Below are 20,188 nucleotides of genomic sequence, written 5' to 3' on the forward strand. Positions count from 1 at the left end.
AGAGCAAATCAAAAAGGAGTTTTATTATGACGATCAAAAGACTAGGACTTGATATTGATGGAACTGTAACAAGTCCTAAAACCTTTCTTCCTTATTTAAATTCTTCATTTAATAAACAATTATCCTTACATGATATTACACAGTACAATCTTGCTAACCTTCTCGGCATTCCTCAAAAAGAGTTTTTTGAGTGGTTAAAAATAAATGAAGAGAAAATTTACGCAAATGCCCTTATCGCAGATCAAGCTCATCCTATACTAGAAGAATGGAAAGTGGATTATGAACTTTTCTACATTAGTGCAAGAGGGGATCATTTACTCAACACAACAAAAGACTGGTTTACATCAAATGCCGTCCCTTATCATCACATCGAACTTATTGGAAAACATGATAAAATTGATTCCATTAAAGAACATAGCGTTGACGTTTTTTTTGAGGATAAATACGATAATGCATGTGCGATTGCAGAGGAATGTGAGATCCCAGTGATCCTTTTTGACACTCCATACAACCAGGGAACAGTGCCTTCTAATGTATCTCGATTGGAAACCTGGCCAGAAGCTCAACAGTGGCTTAAGCACCATAATAAAAGCGGAAGAGCATAACTATGCTCTTCCGCTTTTAGGCATATGCCTGACATGCACCACAACGACCGTACACTTCAAATTTATGTCCTGTTACTTCAAACTCAGAGTCCCCTACTGGGATGTTCTCCATTGGACATGATTCTATTTGGCGAGTTTTACCGCAATCCAGACAAATGAGATGATGATGATGCGTATTCGTTGAACAGCTAAGACGATAGCGCTTTTCACCGTTCCATTCTGTCTCCTCTAATATCGTTAAATCCGCAAACAGAGTTAAATTTCTGTAAATCGTATCAACACTCATCCCGGGATAGCTTTCTTGCATATGGTTCAGCACATCTCTTGCTGAAAGATACCTCTTTTCTTTGGCGAAAAGAGTGACGAGATCCTCCCGTTTTTCAGTGTATTTATAACCTTCATCCTTTAAAATACGCAATGCTGTAGAGACATTCATATATCCACCTCATTATGTTAAGATTTCCACTGTTTTAATCTTTTGAATAGAAGAACGAACAACAAGATCAACGCTGATAGAATAACAATTGTTCCACCAGGGGCAATATCTAGATAATATGCCAGAACCAGTCCACCAAGCACCGCAACTTCTCCCAAAATAATGGAGTATGCGATTGTTTGCTTAAATCCTCTAGCAATTCGAATACTTGCAGCAACAGGAAGCGTCATAAGCGCCGAAACGAGTAGTACACCTACAATCTGCATCGAAACGGCAATCACGAACGCGACAAGTAAAATAAAAATGAAATGAATCCACTTTCCTCTAACGCCTGATACGATTGCTTGCTCTTCATCGAATGAGAGAAAAAATAGTTCTTTGTATAATAAAATCACAACAAGTACGACAATAATCGTTATCACTGCCACAGCCATTAAGTCACTTCGACTAATGGCAATGACGCTTCCGAATAAATAATTAAATAGATCAGAATTGAATCCATCTGCTAATGATAAGAATACGACCCCAAGTCCAATCCCCCCAGATAAAGTAATGGGGATCGCTAGCTCTTCAAAATGCTTGTACACTTTTCGCAGTTGCTCAATAAATAACGAACCCGCTGCTGAAAATCCCATTCCCATATAAACAGGATTAACGCCCTGCCAGAATGTAAAATACTTACCTAGAAGTAAACTAGCAGCTATTCCTGCCAAAGTAATATGTGATAAAGCATCCGCTATTAACGCCTGTCTTCTAACAACAATAAACACTCCAAGTAGCGGCGCAATAATTCCAATTAATATGCCAGCCAAAAAAGCGTTTTGCAAAAACTCAAATTTCCATAAAGCTTCTATCATTTTCTAAATGCCTCCGTGATCATGGTCGTGACTTAGAACGTGAACATGATGGCCATAAAATCCAGATAGTTCACGATCATTAAACTGTTCAAATTCATTTGTTTCACCATGAAAGTGAAGGGTTTTATTCAAACATGCCACGTGCGTTACTTTATCCGTAATCGTACCGATATCATGTGTTACAAGAAGCAAGGTAATGCCATTCTCCTGATTAAGCTTACCAAGAAGTTCATAGAAATCACTCGTTGAATTAGCATCTACCCCCACCGTAGGTTCATCAAGAATAAGAATTTCTGGTTTACTGACAAGCGCTCTTGCAATAAACACTCTCTGCTGCTGTCCACCAGAAAGTTCTCCAATATTACTTGATGCATAATCACTCATTCCTACTTGTTTGAGGGTCTCCATAACTGCTTTTCGATGCGCTGCTTTCATAAATTTGAATAATCCAAGTTTACTCGCTAATCCCATCGAAACGACTTCAAATACAGAAGCAGGAAATCCTGAATTAAAACTATTTGCTTTCTGAGAGACATAACCGATTTTGCTCCACTCATGAAACTTATTCATCTTCTTGCCGAATATATTCACTTGTCCCTTTTGAGGCTTCAATAGTCCAAATATGATTTTAATTAAAGTTGATTTACCTGAACCATTCGGACCTACAAGTCCTACAAAGGCTCCACTAGGAATAGAAAAAGTAATGTCTTCAAGAACATATCCATCCCCATAATGAAAAGAGATATTCTGAAGATCAATGATATTTTGAGAAGTTGCCATAAATAAAACCTTCCATCTATAAGAATCATTACGATTTACATTATGTAGTATACCTTACATGATGAACATTTGTAAATTTCCTTGATGATATTCTATCTCAGATAACTTATTGTAGTCGCCCCCCGTAATTTGATTGGTCATAAATCGTATAGGAAGTTCCTCAATAACATTTAATGGCCACAGCTTTCAGACTTGTAAGCTGTGGCCATCTTTACGCTTCTTCGGAGAAAGAAACGAAGGTGCTTTTAAGCTGTGTTTACATTTCATGAAGGCTAGCCATCTCCTGAATCTCTTCTGAATAGCTACTTTTCGGTGTTCCTTTTTCTGCTACATAAGCCTTCAATCCGCCGATGCCTCGGTTATAAGCTGTCAGAGCTTCATCCCAATTCTCATATTTTTCATAAAGATAATCAAGATAGGTGACGGAAAGTGTTATTGAAAAATAAGGGTCAAATAGCTTGTCCTCTGAATAATCAATCTCCGCCATATCGGCAATCCATGGAGCCGTATTTGTCATGAATTGAGCCATCCCATAAGCATGCCCATACTTTGTTTCTGGCCCAATGAGTTCAGGGTCAAACGTATTTCCTGTCTCAACTTTCAGAAGCTCATAAACGATTGTAGGATCAATATCTTCTTTCATAGCCTGATACGTTAAGAACAATCCCCACTTCTTACTAAACTTCCCCTCACTATCTTGATAGAACTGTTCAGAGTAAGCTTTCGCCTGCTTCCACTCTTCTACACTTACTGAGTTTGGGTCAAGTGAGTAACCCGTTTCTTTTTCTAATTTACTAATAGCTGTCTGTGTTTTCATCTGATCATTCTGGGATGATTTCTGATTCAATTCACCGACAGTTGTTTCAGCATCGGCAACCTGCTCATTAAATAGATGAGATTGTACAAGGACTAGTGCTAGAACAAGTGTTAGAACAATTACAGTGATCATAGACAGAGGTTTTTTGATATTGTTTTGAATAAAATTAATAGTGTTGCACTCCTTTTCAACTGGTATTAATAAAGCTGAAGAGCACCAGTTAAGGTAATACCCTATCATCTTTTTCTCAAACCTTTCTACTATTTTGCTCATAAATCATTACAATTTCATAAGAAAAAAGACCCCCGGTATAGGAAGTCTAATGAATTGGAGATTTGAACTTCGCCCCTCTTGTTTCTTGAGTATTCATAATTGTAATAAATGCATGAGGGTCAATGTCGTAGATCACACTTTTTAGTTTCGTCACCTCTAACCTTGTTATAACTACATATATAACTTCTTTCTCCTCGTCAGTATAACCACCTTTACCAACGAGTTTTGTCGTTCCTCTACCAAGTCGATCTAAAATAGCATTCGAAATTTCCTCGTATAAATCCGAGACAATCAATACAGCTTTCGTTTCATCAAGACCTTGAATCACCGTATCAATTGTCTTAAAAGCGATATAATACGCCATTACAGAATACATCGCATTCTCCCAACTGAAAACAAATCCAGCCCACGTAAAAATAAATATGTTTGTAAACATAACAAACTCGCCAATTGAAAAAGGAATTTTTTTCGTTAACAAAATCCCTAATATTTCAGTTCCATCCATTGAACCGCCATGTCTAATCACCAATCCAACGCCTAGTCCTAATGTCAATCCGCCAAAAACCGTACCAAGAATAGGTTCCGTTGTAAATGGATCTGTATGGTGAAGAAAGGTTTCGAATGTAGCAAGCCCGATAATCCCGAATAATGTTGAAAAGGCAAACGTCTTACCAATTTGCTTATAACCATAATACATAAATGGAAGATTTAACACGACAACCAGAATAGCAAAATTAAATGCTGTGAGGTGATCTAAAATAAGGGATATCCCTATAATTCCACCGTCAATCAACTGATTTGGAACTAAAAATAATTCAATGGCTGCGGCAGCGAGAAAAGCGCCAATCATAATCATAAAAAGTCTATAAATTAAATGCGTTTTACTTTCTTTCCTATGCTGTTTTTTCTCCATGGGACCCTCCAAAGTATGTCTCTTATTTCTTTGAAGCCTATGTTAATGAGCATGATTGTCTATTGGCTCATTCACGACAAGTCATGAGTCAAAAGTCAAGAAAACGATAATAAAATAACCTGATCCTAAAAGTTTAGAATGTTCTTTTAGCGAACACCATCGTGAACTGTGTGCATAGTATGAGATAGGCAAAGGGGGCATCGTGATGAATCCAATACAGCTTCAACTTGTAAATTTCAAATTGAATCGTATTACAACAGAGGAATTGCTTCAACTATCTAACCAATATGGTATTACACTTTCAGCAACAGATGCAAAGAAAATTGTGCAAATTTTAAAACAAGAGAATATTGATATTGCGAACCAAACGCAACGAAAACGTATATTAATGAAAATTAGTCGTGAAGTTAGTCCTTCGGTTGCGTCACGCGTAAACAAGTTAATTCTCTCTTTTCTTACCCAATAACAAAAAACCGCTTAAGCGGTTTTTTGTTAGACAGACATTAGATTACTTTTTAAATCTTCATCAAACTTTTGATTTCGAAGCATTTCAATCTCTAATTTATAAGGCGCCTTCTTATTTTTCTTGTCTTCTCCTACATAAGGCGTTTCTAAGATCTTCGGAACATCTTTCAATTGAGGGTGATGAATCACCTTATTAAGTGCATCAAAGCCAATATAACCAAACCCAATATTTTCATGACGGTCTTTAGACGCACCACGCTCATTTTTACTATCATTCACGTGAAGCACCTTTAACCGATCCACTCCGATTACTCGGTCGAATTCATTTAGAACCCCGTCAAAGTCATGCACAATATCATAGCCTGCATCGTGCGTATGGCAAGTATCAAAACAAACGGATAACTTTTCATTATGTGTAACACCATCAATAATTTGAGCTAGTTCTTCGAAGCTTCTTCCGCACTCAGAACCCTTACCGGCCATTGTTTCAAGAGCGATTTGAACTTCTTGATCGGCTGTTAGCACCTCATTTAATCCTTCGATAATTTTCTGAATTCCTTTATCTGCCCCAGCACCTACATGAGCACCAGGGTGGAGCACGATTTGACGAGCACCAAGAGCATGTGTACGCTCTATTTCAGATCTGAGAAAATCAACTCCGAGTTGAAAGGTTTCAGGTTTTGTAGTGTTACCAATATTAATAATGTATGGCGCATGGACAACAATGTCACTGATACAATGCTCTTTCATATGGGCCGAACCTTTATCAATATTAAGCTTTTCAATCGCTTTACGCCTCGTATTCTGAGGTGCACCCGTGTAAATCATAAAGGTTGTAGCGCCATATGAAACAGCTTCTTCGCTTGCTCCTAGAAGCATTTTATCACCGCTCATTGAAACATGTGAACCTATTTTTAACATTATCTTCAATCCTTCCCTTTTCACTTCATCATTTTATTATACCTTTTTTGCTAATCTGCCATCTATTCATGTCGATTGAAAAAGTAAACTTAACACATGCCCTCTCATACGATTAAGCAGACAAAAACCCTCTGTCATAAGAGGGTTTTGAATTATTTCCGACCGCGCTTTTGCTGAATACGATCTCTTTCCTGCTGCATTTTCTTTTTATAGCCTGGTTTTACTTTCTTAGGCTTAGGTACAAAAACCTCAGGTTTTGATGAGGTAGGCTTTTTTCTTGGAGTTACGGGCTTCGCTTCTACCCACTCACCATTTTTAATTTCTTTGTACTCAATGCTAATGCCTTTTGAAGATAGCTTTTGTATAGCTTGTTGATCAGATGGTTCTGCCAATGTATATGCTATTCCATCGTGACCTGCTCTTGCTGTACGTCCTACTCGGTGAATATAGAAATCAAGATCTTTTGGTAGTTCAAAGTTAATCACGTGTGAAACGCCCTTAATGTCGATCCCTCTTGAAGCAAGATCAGTTGCGACTACATACTGACATTCAGCTTCCTGAATTTTCTTCATGATTTGTTTACGCTGACGTGCTTGAACACCACCATGAAGTCTTTCAACATTATGGCCATTTTCGATAAGGAAGTCAGCCACTTCATCTGCCGTTTGTTTAGTGTTAGTAAAGACAAGAGCAAGATAAGGATTAATTGCCTTAGTCACATTTAAAAGTAGCTCTTTCTTCTCTTTATATCGTGCAGGAATAAAAATGTTTTCTACTTTATCAGCCGTCACTTGTTCTGCATTCACTTCTACAAATTTAGGATTGTCCATGTACTTTTTCAAAAATGGCTGCAAGCTCTTTGGAATAGTTGCAGAGAAAACAAGCATTTGTAATTGTTTTGCCATTCGAGATGCGATATAGTCTACATCTTCAATGAATCCCATGTCCAACATTTGGTCCGCTTCATCAACAACAAGCATCGTTGCAGGAAAAACGCTTAGCGCCTGCTCTTCGACAAGATCCTTAATACGCCCAGGAGTGCCGATGACAATATGGGGTGTATTTTTCATACGACTAATCATACGTTTACGATCAGTTCCACCTACAGCCTTTTTAATAGAAATTGCTTCTTCTTCAGGGAGGGTAGAGATCAATTTTAACGATTCGTTGTAAATTTGATCGGCCAATTCTCTCGTAGGCGCTGTAATAACAGCCTGACATTCATTTAATCCACTATCAATTCGATGAATAAGTGGGAGTAAGAAAGCAAGCGTTTTGCCTGATCCTGTTTGCGATTGTCCGATCGCACTGTCACCATTACGTATCGCTGGGACCAGTCTCTCCTGTATTTCGGTTGGTCTGTTGAATTTCTGAGCTTCTAGAGCATCAACTAAAAAAGGCTTAAGCCCTAATCTATCAAAGTGTTTCATTATTATTGTTCCTCCATCCATTAATCCAACTTGTATTATAGAACATTTTTGCTCAAAGCGCCATACGTTAAGGGAAGAGCGATCCTCTTATTTATTTTAGAAAGCCATAAATTCGATGAAAGTGATCGTTTTTCAATTTTGCTACACGTTTGCCATAGTCACCGAACAAGAACAACAGAAAACTATAAGATTGGATCGTCGAACACCATTTTATTAGTAAAGCGATGCCCTAACTAATTTCACTTCATACAACTTCTCATTACTTGTATTGCCCATTAATCTCTATTCTCACACCTTCTATTTTTGTGGCATACCATATTAATACCAAGAGCTTATTATGGTCAAGTTATCATAAGGAGGGTAAGACATGAATCAATTTCCTCCCTCCCCCCAAAGTGGTCCGGGTCCAGGTATGGGCTTTCCATTTTCCGGAGGAGGGTTTCAAAGTCCTGGGCCAGGATTTACACAGCCTCAGCAAACAGGAGGCGGCGGTCTGCTATCCAGGTTTTTAGGAGGAGGCGCTCCTCAAGGAAGTCAGGGACTCCCGACTCCTCCAGGAGCATTTCCAGCCATGCAACGAGGTACCATCCCAGGTTTACCCCAACAAGCCGGCATGCTCTCTAGAATCCTTCCGGGTGCCGGACAGGGTGGCATGGATATGATGGGAATGATCCAAAATGTTCAAAAAGTGATGCAGGCTGCTGATACAATTAAACCAATGGTACAACAATACGGTCCAATGGTTAAGCAGCTCCCAGAAATGATTGCTTTGTTTAAGGAATATCAGAAGTCTTCAGGGTCAAGTGAAGAGGACGAAACAGAGGATGAAGTCAAAGAAAAAACGATCAAGCAGAAAAAAACCCCAAAGAAAAAATCAACTAAGCAGCCCGCTGGAGTAAAAGCCAAGAAAAAAACAAAAACAACAAGCTCAAATGAAATCAGTATCAAGTCTAAGCCGAAACTCTATGTATGAACATCGTGATTCATTGAGTTATCTCGGAATCTCCTTTATAATTGAGTAAGAACAGTTATACAACAATCCGTATTTGGGTTGAGGAGGTACTCGATGAAAGTAACTAAAATTTCGCCAAGAGGTTATTGCTATGGTGTTGTCGATGCTATGGTAATTGCACGAAATGCTGCATTAGATAAAACATTACCGCGCCCGATCTTTATTCTCGGGATGATCGTTCATAATAAACACGTGACAGATGCATTTGAAGATGATGGTATCATTACACTTGATGGACCAAATCGGATGGAAATTCTCGAAAAAGTAGAATCAGGAACTGTCATTTTCACTGCGCATGGTGTTTCACCTCAGGTTCGAGAGCTAGCGGAGAAAAAGGGCCTAACTGTACTTGACGCTACCTGTCCAGATGTAACAGTGACACATGATTTAATTCGCGAAAAACAAAAAGAGGGCTATCACGTCATTTATATTGGCAAAAAAGGCCATCCTGAGCCTGAAGGTGCGATGGGGATTGCTCCTGACATTGTGCATCTTGTTGAAAAGCCTGAAGAAGTTGATGAACTTGAAATCGATTGTGATAACATCATTATTACAAATCAGACGACCATGAGTCAGTGGGATGTTCAAGAAATTATGGAAAAAGCAATGGAACGTTATCCACATGCGGTTATTCATAATGAAATTTGTAATGCCACTCAAGTTCGTCAGGAAGCCGTAGCCCAACAAGCAGGTGATACAGACTTAGTTCTTGTAGTTGGAGATCCTAAGAGTAACAACTCTAATAGACTTGCCCAAGTTTCCATTGAAGTTGCTGGCGCACCAGCCTATCGGATTGCGGATATTTCTGAATTAAAGCTTGAATGGCTTGAAGGTGTTGAATCAGTTGGAGTAACTGCAGGTGCTTCTACACCAACTCCGATTACAAAAGAAGTGATACGTTTTCTTGATCAATATGATCCTGACAACGAAGAAACGTGGACTCGTGAGCTAAGCGTTCCTTCTTCTAAAATTCTCCCTAAAGTGAAAGTGAAAAAATAACAAAAATCCCGCCTACTTTTAGGCGGGATTTTTGTTTATCTAAACTGAAAGGGGTCCGTTATTTCTTGTGAAGACATAATAACCGTATCAAAATTTTTCTCTTCTACAAAAGCCTGCAATTTTTCCCGTACACCCTCAATCATAATCTTTTCAATATTATGGCCTGCATCAATAATTTGGAGCCCCTCCATCATAGCATCGTGAGCTACATGGTAATAAATATCACCTGATACAAATACATCTGCTCCACTAAATCGAGCTGCACTAATAAATTTATTACCGTCTCCACCTAACACAGCAACTTTTTTTATTTTAGAAGTAAGGTTGCCTACAATTCTAACACCACTTGCGCCAAGCCTCTCTTTCACAAAACCAGCAAAATCTTCTAATGTCATTTCTGCATCAAGATGACCTATTCTTCCCAGCCCAAGCTTTTCTGGTTCATTTTCTAAAGGATAAATATCGTAAGCTACTTCTTCATAAGGATGCGCCTTTTTAACAGCATTTAAAACCTTCGCTTGTTGATCTGCATGAAAAATGCTTTCAATTTTCACCTCTTGAACAGCTTCTAACTCTCCTGATTCACCAATAAATGGCTGCGCTTGAACTGTGGGCTTGAATCGGCCAGTTCCTTGAGAAGTAAATGTACAATCACTATATTCACCTATAAACCCTGCTCCTGATTTCGAAAGAGCTGTTCTAATTTGTTCCTGATGTGTAATTGGAACGAATATAGCTATTTTCTTTAGTTCTCGTTGAAATGTTTCAACAAGAACGCTCGTTTCTTGTAGTCCTAATGCATCCGCTAGCATATCATTCACGCCACCAGGTGCAACATCTAAATTTGTATGTGCCGCGTAAACAGTGATGTCATTTTTAATTAGCTTCTCAACCATTTTCCCCTGTTCTGTATCCAAATTGATTTTCTTAAGAGGACGGAAAAGAATGGGGTGATGGGCAATAATTAAATCTACCCCTTCTCGAACCGCTTCGTCTACCACGTTGGGAAGAACATCAAGCGCGGTCATTACCTTTTTAACCTTTTTGTTTAAGCTTCCGATTTGCAATCCAATTGGATCACCATTTTCGGCATACTTCTTTTTTGACCAGGCCTCAAATTCTTGAATAATCGCCTGAGCTGAAGCTATCTTGCTCATGAGAGTACCTCCTTAATGATGTCACGCTCATTCGTTACCTGCGCTTCTTTGTCAGAAACACCTTCTGTATTTGTAAGAGACTGTAAGATCCGTTCTCTTTTCTTTAATTCAATCTGCCATTTTTTCATAAACGCTTCATTTCTATCCTTTAGGAGAAAGGGGCCCGCAAGTAAATTCTTTTGAAGTTCTTTGCCATCCATTCCAGCGTAGGGTTGCTTTCCATTGCCAGCATCAAATACAAGGACTTCGTAAATTTTATCATCTTCCTCAAGAATCCGTTCGTCGACAAGTTCCCAGTTCAAATCCGCAAGTCGTTCACGTAAAAGATGTGCCGCAACATTAGGTTGTAAGATTAGCCGCTTTACATTTTCTAGCTTCTCTACTCCGCCTAGCAAGATATCCCGTATGAGTTGCCCTCCCATTCCTGCGATTGTAATCACATCCACTTCTCCAGGCGAGATGACTTCAAGGCCATTTCCCTTACGTACTGTTATTTCATTGGTGAATCCGCTTCGCTTAACTTGCTTGATTGCCGATTGGTATGGACCCTCGTTCACTTCTCCGGCAATCGCCATAGTAATACGTTGATGATTCATCAAATAACATGGCAAATAGGCATGATCAGATCCAATATCAGCCACACTACTTCCCTCTGGAACAAAATTCGCAACCATTTTCAAACGTTCAGATAATAATTTATCGTTCATTTTTTCACCACTACTTATCCAGTTTTCTTCTCTATAGTTTACCCTCTCTGCATGCAAGCTAACAAGAATTTGCATTCCGTAAAGGTTAATTGACATACAAATAGAAAAGCCTCCTGTTCTCACAGAAAGCTTTTTTCCTTCTTATTTTTTCTCAGATAACCACTGAGCTACTGCTTCAGCTTGTTCTCCCTGAATAACTCCAGCTGGCATTCCCGAACCTTTACCATTATTAATAATGTCGAGAATTTCATCTTTGGAGTACTTTCCGCCAACAGCATTTAGAGCTGGTCCAACCTGGCCGCCTAGATCACCGCCATGACAGGAAGCACAGTTCTGAGCGTAAATATCTTCTGGTGCTGCTGCTTCAGCTTGTTCTTGCTTCTCGCCTTCACCTTCAGCACTTTCTTCGCCGCCCTGTTGCAATGCCCAGAAAGAAACACCAATAATGAGAATTAATCCGATAACTGCCGTCCATGCAAATGGAATAAGCGGATTCTTTTTCATTTCTTTTCCTCCTTGTACCGATTCGCTGATATCGTTTTCCCCAATTATGTAAGAGTAAACAAATCATAACTTATTTTACTTGAAAACGCTATGAAAGAAAAGGGGAAGCGAGGCAAATCACATATTTGTCATTGATTTCACTCTATACTTATCATAGCAAATTTTTCTAATAAAACAAACGGCATCAGCACAATCACTGATGCCAACAATTATTTTTATTTGGATATTTCTGAAGTAAGGTTTGCCCATTCAACTGCTGATTCACGTAACTTGTATTTTTGTATTTTTCCCGAAGCTGTCATTGGATACTCATCTACAAAGAAGACGTGTGCAGGTACTTTATATCTTGCAATTTTGCCTTTACAGTATAAAAGAATATCGGAAGCATTAACTGCTTCTTTTTCTTTTAATTGAATGCATGCTACTACCTTTTCACCGTATTTCTCATCTGGTACTCCAATAACCTGAACGTCCTGAACAGACGAATGGGTATACAGAAATTCTTCAATCTCCCTGGGGTAAACATTCTCTCCCCCGCGTATAATCATATCTTTCAAACGTCCTGTAATCTCTACATAGCCCTCTGAGTCCATTTTAGCGATATCTCCAGTATGAAGCCATCCTTCTTCATCAATCACTTGATTCGTAGCCTCAGGCATGTTGTAGTACCCTCTCATCACGTGATACCCTCTCGTGCATAGCTCACCAGCTTCGCCAGATGGAACCTCGAGGCCTGATACGGGATCAACTATCTTCACTTCGACACCTGGTAAGGCTCTTCCCACTGTATTAACTCTATACTCGAGCGGATCATTGGTTCTTGTTTGGGTAATTACTGGTGAAGCTTCAGTCTGTCCATAAGCTATTGTTATTTCTACCATATTCATTCTTTTCATGACGTTTTTCATCACTTCTATCGGACATGGGCTTCCAGCCATTATCCCAGTCCTTAACGAGCTTAGATTATAGGATTCAAATTCAGCAAGACTGAGTTCGGAAATGAACATCGTTGGTACACCATGAAGTGCTGTACATCTTTCTTTCTCCACAGTTCTTAGTACCAGTTCTGGTTCAAACTCAATGATCGGAAAGATCGTCGCTCCTGCAGAAAAAGCCGCTAAAGTTCCGAGCACACAACCAAAACAGTGGAAAAATGGAACAGGAATACAAAGTCGGTCATTATGAGTGAGCTCCATGCATTGGCCAATCTGGTAGCCATTATTGAGAATATTATTATGAGTGAGCATCACTCCTTTTGGAAAGCCGGTCGTTCCTGACGTATACTGCATATTAATGACATCGTCTGGATCAAGTTCTCCATTTCTCATTTCTAATGCTTTATCCGTCACCGATACGCTTCCCTTGAGAAAATCTCGCCACTTCATGAACGAAGAACGTTCTTCTGTACCAATATAAATAACATCTTTCAAATATGGAAGACCAGCTATCGCACATTTCCCAACAGTCAGTTGATCATTGCTTTTTTGAAGTTGCAAGAAAACCTCAGGATAAGAAGTGCCTTTGAAGCCATCAATTAAAAAGAGACGAGTGGATTCTGACTGCTTTAGGACATATTCTAACTCTGATGATTGGTAATTCGTATTAATCGTGACAAGAACCGCCCCCACTTTTGCAGTGGCAAATTGCAATAGTAACCATTCCGGTACATTCGTAGCCCAAACTGCTACGTTCTCTCCTTTAGTAACACCCAACCCTAGCAACGCTTTAGCAACTCTGTTCACTTCATTATTGAACTCTTCAAACGTGTATCGAACTTTTTCTTTTGAGTAGACGACAGCTTCTTTATTACCAAACTGATCCACTTGTCTTTCGAGCATCGATCCGATCGTCTCATGAAGCAATTTCGTCATAGTAACACTCCTATCATCATTAAGAATCCAGAAGAGATAAAGAGATCATCTTCTTCTCTTCTGGACCATGGGTATTTGCTTAGCTAATAATCAGTGTTGGTTTTGGCTCCTTTACGACTTGAACCAAAACTAACTAGTTAATGGGGTTCACTAATAAATTCATGTTATGAAAAAGACAATAATAAAGAAACTTCAAGAGTAACAACTAATCGAGCGCTCGTTCAGTTTAACAACCAATTTCTCGTGCAATAACCATTCTTTGGATTTCTGAAGTACCTTCTCCAATTTCAAGTAGTTTTGCATCTCTAAAATAACGCTCAACGTGATAATCGCGCATATATCCATTTCCTCCATGAATCTGAACAGCTTGATCACAAACTTCCATACAAATTTCTGAAGCATAGAGCTTACAAATAGAAGCTTCTTTCGTGAATTTCTTCCCTTGATCTTTCAACCAGGCTGCTTTATATACCATCGTTCTCGCTAATTCAATTTTCATCGCCATATCCGCTAGCTTAAATTGAATCGCCTGGAAGCGTGAAATCGCACGACCAAACTGCTTACGCTCATTAGCATACTGTAACGCCTTCTCATAAGCTGCCTGAGCAATCCCTACTCCCATAGCACCTATTCCAATTCGACCACCATCAAGAGTAATGAGAAACTGTCTAAAGCCATCTCCGCGTTTCCCCAGCAGATTTTCTTCTGGCACTCTCACGTCTTCCATTACAAGTTCCGTTGTGTTTGAAGAATGAAGTCCAAGCTTCTCATAGTTATCCACTACTCTAAATCCTGGTGCAGAAGTAGGCGCAATGATTGCACTAATTTCTTTATTACCATCCTTACGATCAGTAATAGCGGTTAATGCAAGATGATCAGCATACGAAGCATTGGTTATATAACATTTACTTCCATTAATTACCCATTCTCCATCTTTCAGTACGCCTTCAGTCTCGGTCCCACCTGCGTCAGAACCAGCATTAGGTTCTGTTAAACCAAAGGCTCCTAATGACTCACCAGAACAGATTGGCGCAAGATATTTCTGCTTCTGTTCTTCAGTACCAAATAAGTTCAGCGGTGCTCCTCCGAGTGATACGTGCGCCGAGTATGTAATTCCAGTTGAACCACACGCACGACTCAATTCCTCTACTACGATTGCAAAGCTGACGGTATCTGCACCGCCTCCTCCATATTCTTCTGGAAATGGAAGCCCCATAATCCCCAAGTCACCAAGCTGTTGAAATATCTCTTTTGGAAACCTTTTCTCTTTATCGCGTTGTTCGGCACCTGGCGCCACTTTTTCGTCAGCAAATTCTCGAATCATTTTCTGAATCATTTTTTGTTCTTTCGTTAAGTCAAAGTTCATGAACAAATAACCTCCTGTAAATAAAAATCCAATAATGTGAATGCGCTTACATTTCATTATCTCCTTTGATTGCTACTTTTTCAACATTTTAGAATATAAAAATAATTTTATATATTATTTTTTTGCCAAACTATTTTGAGAAGCCTACTACAACGGGCGTTAACGCTTTTTATACAAAAAGCGGCATTTGCAAAACGAAAGAAAAATCAGTAAAATAAATGACAGGAATTGTATTCTTTATTGATCCGTTTCACTAACGATAAAAAAAGAGTTTTTAACTAAACCGTTTTCACATATGGTAAGAATGTGATTCATTAAGCCATAAAAAAACTCTCTGACTGCATGAGCAGACAGAGAGTGATCCATTCTATTCAAGAAAATCTTTGAGTCGTTTGCTTCTACTTGGATGACGGAGCTTGCGAAGTGCTTTCGCTTCGATTTGGCGAATTCGCTCACGTGTAACTCCAAAGACGCGACCTACTTCTTCTAGGGTTCTTGTACGTCCATCATCAAGTCCGAAACGCAGTCTAAGAACATTTTCCTCTCGATCAGTTAGCGTATCTAGTACGTCTTCAAGCTGTTCCTTGAGTAGTTCATAAGCTGCAGCATCGGATGGTGCCAATGCATCTTGATCTTCAATAAAGTCTCCGAGGTGGGAATCGTCTTCTTCCCCAATAGGCGTTTCTAAAGATACTGGTTCTTGAGCTATCTTAAGAATTTCACGGACTTTTTCAGGAGAAAGGTCCATTTCCTTACCAATTTCTTCAGGAGCAGGTTCACGGCCAAGATCCTGAAGAAGCTGGCGCTGCACACGAATCAATTTATTGATTGTTTCAACCATATGAACTGGAATACGAATCGTTCTAGCCTGGTCTGCAATGGCGCGAGTGATAGCTTGACGGATCCACCACGTGGCATAAGTACTAAATTTGTAACCTTTACGGTAATCAAATTTCTCAACGGCTTTAATAAGCCCCATATTTCCTTCCTGAATTAAATCAAGGAAAAGCATCCCACGACCAACGTAACGCTTCGCAATACTAACAACAAGTCGAAGGTTTGCTTCAGCAAGACGACGTTTTGCTTCTTCGTCACCTTCTTCAATACGTTGTGCTAGACTAATCTCTTCCTTTGCAGAAAGAAGGTCTACTCGGCCAATCTCTTTAAGGTACATACGAACAGGATCATTTATTTTGACACCCGGAGGAACACTTAAGTCATTAAGATCAAATTCTTCTTCCTTATTCACTTCTTGAGGCGAAGGGTTTTCAGTACTATCTTCGATGACTTCTACACCTTGTTCCTCTAGATATTCAAAGAATTCATCCATTTGATCGGAATCCTGTTCAAACGGGGACAACCGTTCTACGATCGTAGAGTAAGTAATTAAGCTTGTTTTCTTTCCAAGCTCTACTAACTGCTCTTTCACTTGATCGATGGTTAATTCACCTTCCGCCGGCTGGCGAGTTGGTTTTTCAGCCATTCGATCCCCTCCTTCCATACATCTCAACAATAAAAATAGTTAATTTCTTAAAATGAATTTTTTAAGTTCTTCTTCATTTCAAGAATTTCCATAGCGATCTTAGCTGCCTGGACAAAGTCTTGCTTCATTTCCGCTTCTTTTTTCTCTTTTTCTCTCTCTTCTATCTTTATCCATTCTGGATAATTTAACACCTGCCGAATATAATCATGAAGTTCTTTATCCGACACGTCTTCATTTAAATCCATCATGGCCAGTTCAGAAGCAATTTTGACAAGGTTAGGATCAGTAAGCTGCTCCATGAATTGACTAATGTCCGCCTCATGGCCGTTAGCATAAAAGCTATACAGATATGCAGCGATCGCACTATGCTCGTCAATATTAAACGAACCGCCAACCTCTTCCTGTACTTTTTCTGCAACATCCAAATCTCGCATCATATATGCAAGTAAGATTCGCTCTGAATTCTGGAAAGCAGGCAGAAGCTTTTTCTTCACATAGAAATTTTTCCTAGCATTATTATCCCTTTTAGGAGGAGCATTATCCTTACTTTTCTTGCCCTCTTTATAAAATTGGGTAACTTGCTGCTTTAGCGCATCGAGTGAAAGCGAGAATTCTTCCGATAGCTGTCTAAGATAATGGTCTCTTTCGACAGGGTTTGAAAGGCCGCTAATTTCTTTAAGTACTTCTTCGATGTAGCGGATTCGTTCTCCTTCATCCGATAGGTTTTTTCCTGATCGAAAAACTTCCATTTTAAAAGCCATTACTGTTGACGCTGCCCCTATTACATCCTTTTCAAACCGTTCTGCACCGTATGTTCGGATATAGTCATCGGGATCAAGTCCGTTTGGCATTTTTGCGATTCTAACATAGCAACCGGCTTGGACTAATTCATCCGCGGCTCTTGTAGCAGCATTAATCCCCGCCTTATCTGAGTCATAACAAATCACCACTGATTCTGTCTGTCTTCGTAGAAGTTTAGCCTGATCTTTGGTTAATGCTGTCCCAAGACTCGCTACAACGTTTTGTACCCCATTCCCGTACGCTGTAATCACATCCACGTAACCTTCTAAAAGGATAGCCTGGTCTTTTAAGCGGATAGAAGAACGGGTAAGATGAAAACCATACAAAAACTTCCCTTTCTGAAACAATTTTGTTTCAGGGCTATTCAAGTATTTCGGTTCACCTTCCCCTAATATCCTACCTCCAAATGCGACCGGTCTTCCTTTTGGATCCCATATTGGGAACATAATACGATTACGAAAACGATCAAAATATTTTCCATCAAATTCCCTTTTCGCAAGAAGTCCGGCATTTGCAATTTTTTCTATAGGATAGTTTCTTTTCTCCAAATATCCCGTTGCATAATCCCACGAATCAGGGGCAAAGCCAAGTTGGAACTTCTCAATCATTTCATTTGTAAAGCCTCGCTCGCTCAGATAATCACGAGCTTTTTCGCCTTCTGGCGTCTTCACCATGCAATGATTATAAAGCTTAGCTAGAAAATCATGAGCCTTATAGATGACCTCATTCTCAGATGTTGTCTTTGGATTACTATTTTGATTGTCTTGAACTTCAGGTAGTTCTATCCCTGATTTCTGCCCAAGTGCTTCAACAGCTTCTATGAAGTTGTAACCTTCAATTTCCATTAAAAATGAAAATGCATTACCACCAGCGCCACAACCAAAACAATGATATATTTGCTTATCGGGAGCTACTGAAAATGAAGGAGTACTCTCCCCATGAAAAGGGCAAAGACCGAAGAAATTCCTTCCTTGTTTCTTCAGTTGGACATAATCACTAATCACATCAACGATATCGGTGGATTTGCGAATCGCTTCAATTTTCTCTTCCGGGATTCTGCCACTCATTAATTATCACCAACAGGTTCTATAATTTCGACAAATAGAAATGAACTCCTTCATAATTCGACAAAATTTTAATTAATTCTTTCCGAAACTCATCTCGATCTTCACTTGTAAACTTACGCGGACCTTTTGTATGCTTACCCGCTCTTCTACTTTTCGATGCTAAATAACGCGTATGTAGAAGAGTAGAAATGTTCTCTTCAGTGTATCTTTTTCCTCTTGGAGAAAGGACAAAAACACCCTTTGGAAGGAGTATACTTGCTAGTCCATAGTCTTGAGTTACAGCTAAATCACCTTTCTTAGCATGACGATGGATGTAGAGATCAGCTTCTTCCTTTTCAGAGTCTACCATAACCCACCTCGCTTCACGGAACGTCGTGCTCATATGAGCATACGATGCCACAAAAACGATTTCGGTGTCTGATAAAGCTTTTTGAAAAGACATCATTTCTTCTTTAATTAGTACAGGACATGCATCTGCATCGACAAAAAGCGTCAGTTTCTTTTTCGTCATAATTCTGTATTCTACATCTCCCTGAGTTATCCTTCTTTTGAAATTTATGTTTTAACTTTCAGAATTTTAGTTCAAGCCTCAATAGTATAAGAATCTTATTAAAGCCTTCTTATATGATTATAGACAATTTTTATTGACAATATTTGATTATATACTAAAAATATTAAATTGAACAGGTAAAAACGATAAAAAAACGCCATCATCGTGACCAGATTCAATCCGATGATGGTGTGATTCATTGATTTTCAAGCTATCTTCATGTTTGTTCATCACTGGTTAAGTTTTCAGCATAGCTAAAAGGCGAGATATCAATAAAATTAGATCAAATAGCTTTTGGTGAAAATGTAGATGAAACCAATCATTCTATCCAAGCTATTTTTAAGAAGTATGCTTCCCTTTATGTAAGCTAAGAATTAAATTAGCTGTTTCTTCAACAGCACGATTAGAAACATCGATCACCTGACAATTCATCTTATTAATAATCGTATCAAAATATTCAAGCTCATCTTTTATTCTTGTCATATTTGCATAGCTCGCTTCGGCATTTAATCCAAGAGCAATTAGCCTTTCTTTGCGTATATTGTTTAATTTCTCGGGGCTTATTTTAAGGGCATAGCATTTACCTTCACCAACAGTAAATAGTTCTTCAGGTGGGTCCACCTCAGGAACAATCGGCACATTAGCCACCTTCAACCTTTTATGAGCTAAGTATTGAGATAGCGGTGTTTTCGATGTTCTTGAAACTCCCACAAGAACAATATCTGCTAGTGCAATTCCTCGTGGGTCTCTCCCATCATCATATTTAACAGCAAACTCAATTGCTTCTACTCGACGAAAATAATCTTCATCGAGTTTATGTACGAGTCCAGGCTCATTGCGCGGAGCTTTACCAATAACTTCTTGCATATGATCAATCATAGGACCAATAATATCAACAGCCTGAATATTTTCTTTTGAGGCGACATCAAGAAGAAATTTTCTTAATTCAGGCACCACTAGGGTAAACGCTACGATCGCTTTCGTTTCTTTTGCAAGTGTCATCACTTCATGTATTGTAGCCGTATCCTCTACATAAGGAACTCTTCTAACATCGAAATCGGTAGGGTCAAACTGACTTGCTGCCGCCTTTACGACAAGCTCCGCCGTTTCACCAACCGAGTCTGAAATAACATACACAATTGCACGATTTGTTGTATTTGTCATATAAACCTCC

At 39.1% G+C, this 20,188-nt stretch carries 20 protein-coding genes; 4 read left to right on the forward strand and 16 right to left on the reverse strand.

The features are described 5' to 3' along the window. Positions 1 to 26 precede the first annotated feature (26 nt). The gene (locus AC0VYV_RS14605) at positions 27 to 605 is read left to right on the forward strand and encodes a hypothetical protein (protein ID WP_475365502.1); all 579 of its coding nucleotides are present in this window, start codon (positions 27 to 29) and stop codon (positions 603 to 605) included. A gap of 16 nt (positions 606 to 621) precedes the next feature. On the opposite strand, the gene AC0VYV_RS14610 is transcribed toward AC0VYV_RS14605, so the two are convergent. The 5 genes from AC0VYV_RS14610 to AC0VYV_RS14630 all read right to left on the reverse strand — a co-directional run bounded on the left by AC0VYV_RS14610 (position 622) and on the right by AC0VYV_RS14630 (position 4,681). Further along, on the reverse strand, positions 622 to 1,041 hold the full coding sequence (locus AC0VYV_RS14610) for a Fur family transcriptional regulator (protein ID WP_430244234.1): 420 nt from the start codon (positions 1,039 to 1,041) through the stop codon (positions 622 to 624). Between the two features lie 17 nt (positions 1,042 to 1,058). Continuing rightward, the gene (locus tag AC0VYV_RS14615; RefSeq protein ID WP_194219534.1) at positions 1,059 to 1,898 is read right to left on the reverse strand and encodes a metal ABC transporter permease; all 840 of its coding nucleotides are present in this window, start codon (positions 1,896 to 1,898) and stop codon (positions 1,059 to 1,061) included. Between the two features lie 3 nt (positions 1,899 to 1,901). After that, positions 1,902 to 2,678 carry a metal ABC transporter ATP-binding protein gene (locus AC0VYV_RS14620; protein ID WP_475373940.1) on the reverse strand — a complete coding sequence of 259 codons (777 nt, stop codon included), beginning with the start codon at positions 2,676 to 2,678 and terminating at the stop codon, positions 1,902 to 1,904. 256 nt (positions 2,679 to 2,934) lie between these two features. Then, positions 2,935 to 3,735: a lytic transglycosylase domain-containing protein gene (locus AC0VYV_RS14625; RefSeq protein WP_475365503.1), complete on the reverse strand. Its 801-nt coding sequence runs from the start codon at positions 3,733 to 3,735 to the stop codon at positions 2,935 to 2,937. Between the two features lie 79 nt (positions 3,736 to 3,814). Further along, positions 3,815 to 4,681 (reverse strand): YitT family protein, encoded by an 867-nt coding sequence (locus tag AC0VYV_RS14630; RefSeq protein WP_371018242.1) that lies wholly within the window; start codon positions 4,679 to 4,681, stop codon positions 3,815 to 3,817. 205 nt (positions 4,682 to 4,886) lie between these two features. Between AC0VYV_RS14630 and AC0VYV_RS14635 the strand changes: the two genes are divergently transcribed. Beyond that, positions 4,887 to 5,147 carry a DUF2624 family protein gene (locus tag AC0VYV_RS14635; RefSeq protein WP_194219531.1) on the forward strand — a complete coding sequence of 87 codons (261 nt, stop codon included), beginning with the start codon at positions 4,887 to 4,889 and terminating at the stop codon, positions 5,145 to 5,147. A 26-nt stretch (positions 5,148 to 5,173) separates the two neighbouring features. On the opposite strand, the gene AC0VYV_RS14640 is transcribed toward AC0VYV_RS14635, so the two are convergent. Together AC0VYV_RS14640 and AC0VYV_RS14645 are read right to left on the reverse strand one after the other, a co-directional pair. Then, positions 5,174 to 6,067, reverse strand: a complete 894-nt coding sequence (locus tag AC0VYV_RS14640; RefSeq protein ID WP_475373941.1) for a deoxyribonuclease IV — start codon at positions 6,065 to 6,067, stop codon at positions 5,174 to 5,176. A gap of 152 nt (positions 6,068 to 6,219) precedes the next feature. Next, positions 6,220 to 7,497: a DEAD/DEAH box helicase gene (locus AC0VYV_RS14645; RefSeq protein WP_194219529.1), complete on the reverse strand. Its 1,278-nt coding sequence runs from the start codon at positions 7,495 to 7,497 to the stop codon at positions 6,220 to 6,222. Between the two features lie 367 nt (positions 7,498 to 7,864). Between AC0VYV_RS14645 and vrrA the strand changes: the two genes are divergently transcribed. Then, positions 7,865 to 8,470: a VrrA/YqfQ family protein gene (vrrA, locus tag AC0VYV_RS14650; RefSeq protein WP_475373942.1), complete on the forward strand. Its 606-nt coding sequence runs from the start codon at positions 7,865 to 7,867 to the stop codon at positions 8,468 to 8,470. Between the two features lie 93 nt (positions 8,471 to 8,563). Continuing rightward, the gene (locus tag AC0VYV_RS14655) at positions 8,564 to 9,508 is read left to right on the forward strand and encodes a 4-hydroxy-3-methylbut-2-enyl diphosphate reductase (protein WP_475373943.1); all 945 of its coding nucleotides are present in this window, start codon (positions 8,564 to 8,566) and stop codon (positions 9,506 to 9,508) included. 35 nt (positions 9,509 to 9,543) lie between these two features. Here the strand turns inward: AC0VYV_RS14655 and AC0VYV_RS14660 are convergent, their stop codons facing one another. The 9 genes from AC0VYV_RS14660 to AC0VYV_RS14700 all read right to left on the reverse strand — a co-directional run bounded on the left by AC0VYV_RS14660 (position 9,544) and on the right by AC0VYV_RS14700 (position 20,178). After that, entirely contained in the window at positions 9,544 to 10,665 is a 1,122-nt protein-coding gene (locus AC0VYV_RS14660; protein ID WP_430244219.1) for a Nif3-like dinuclear metal center hexameric protein, read from the reverse strand. Next, positions 10,662 to 11,372 carry a tRNA (adenine(22)-N(1))-methyltransferase gene (locus AC0VYV_RS14665; RefSeq protein WP_194219654.1) on the reverse strand — a complete coding sequence of 237 codons (711 nt, stop codon included), beginning with the start codon at positions 11,370 to 11,372 and terminating at the stop codon, positions 10,662 to 10,664. Before AC0VYV_RS14665 ends, AC0VYV_RS14660 begins: the two co-directional genes overlap by 4 nt. Positions 11,373 to 11,513: 141 nt before the next feature. Next, entirely contained in the window at positions 11,514 to 11,876 is a 363-nt protein-coding gene (gene cccA / locus AC0VYV_RS14670) for a cytochrome c550 (RefSeq protein WP_194219525.1), read from the reverse strand. 215 nt (positions 11,877 to 12,091) lie between these two features. Then, a complete protein-coding gene (locus tag AC0VYV_RS14675; protein WP_475373944.1) occupies positions 12,092 to 13,747 on the reverse strand; it encodes an AMP-binding protein in 1,656 nt (551 codons plus the stop codon). A 226-nt stretch (positions 13,748 to 13,973) separates the two neighbouring features. Then, on the reverse strand, positions 13,974 to 15,113 hold the full coding sequence (locus AC0VYV_RS14680; protein ID WP_475365509.1) for an acyl-CoA dehydrogenase family protein: 1,140 nt from the start codon (positions 15,111 to 15,113) through the stop codon (positions 13,974 to 13,976). 367 nt (positions 15,114 to 15,480) lie between these two features. Continuing rightward, positions 15,481 to 16,596 (reverse strand): RNA polymerase sigma factor RpoD, encoded by a 1,116-nt coding sequence (gene rpoD / locus AC0VYV_RS14685; protein ID WP_194219522.1) that lies wholly within the window; start codon positions 16,594 to 16,596, stop codon positions 15,481 to 15,483. Between the two features lie 47 nt (positions 16,597 to 16,643). Beyond that, positions 16,644 to 18,464, reverse strand: coding sequence for a DNA primase (gene dnaG, locus AC0VYV_RS14690; RefSeq protein WP_475365510.1), 1,821 nt, complete (start codon positions 18,462 to 18,464; stop codon positions 16,644 to 16,646). A 19-nt stretch (positions 18,465 to 18,483) separates the two neighbouring features. Next, positions 18,484 to 18,975: a YaiI/YqxD family protein gene (locus AC0VYV_RS14695; protein WP_475365511.1), complete on the reverse strand. Its 492-nt coding sequence runs from the start codon at positions 18,973 to 18,975 to the stop codon at positions 18,484 to 18,486. 378 nt (positions 18,976 to 19,353) lie between these two features. After that, positions 19,354 to 20,178 (reverse strand): pyruvate, water dikinase regulatory protein, encoded by an 825-nt coding sequence (locus AC0VYV_RS14700; RefSeq protein ID WP_194219519.1) that lies wholly within the window; start codon positions 20,176 to 20,178, stop codon positions 19,354 to 19,356. Positions 20,179 to 20,188: the final 10 nt, after the last annotated feature.

The organism is Anaerobacillus sp. QJM3NY_17 (assembly GCF_056173665.1).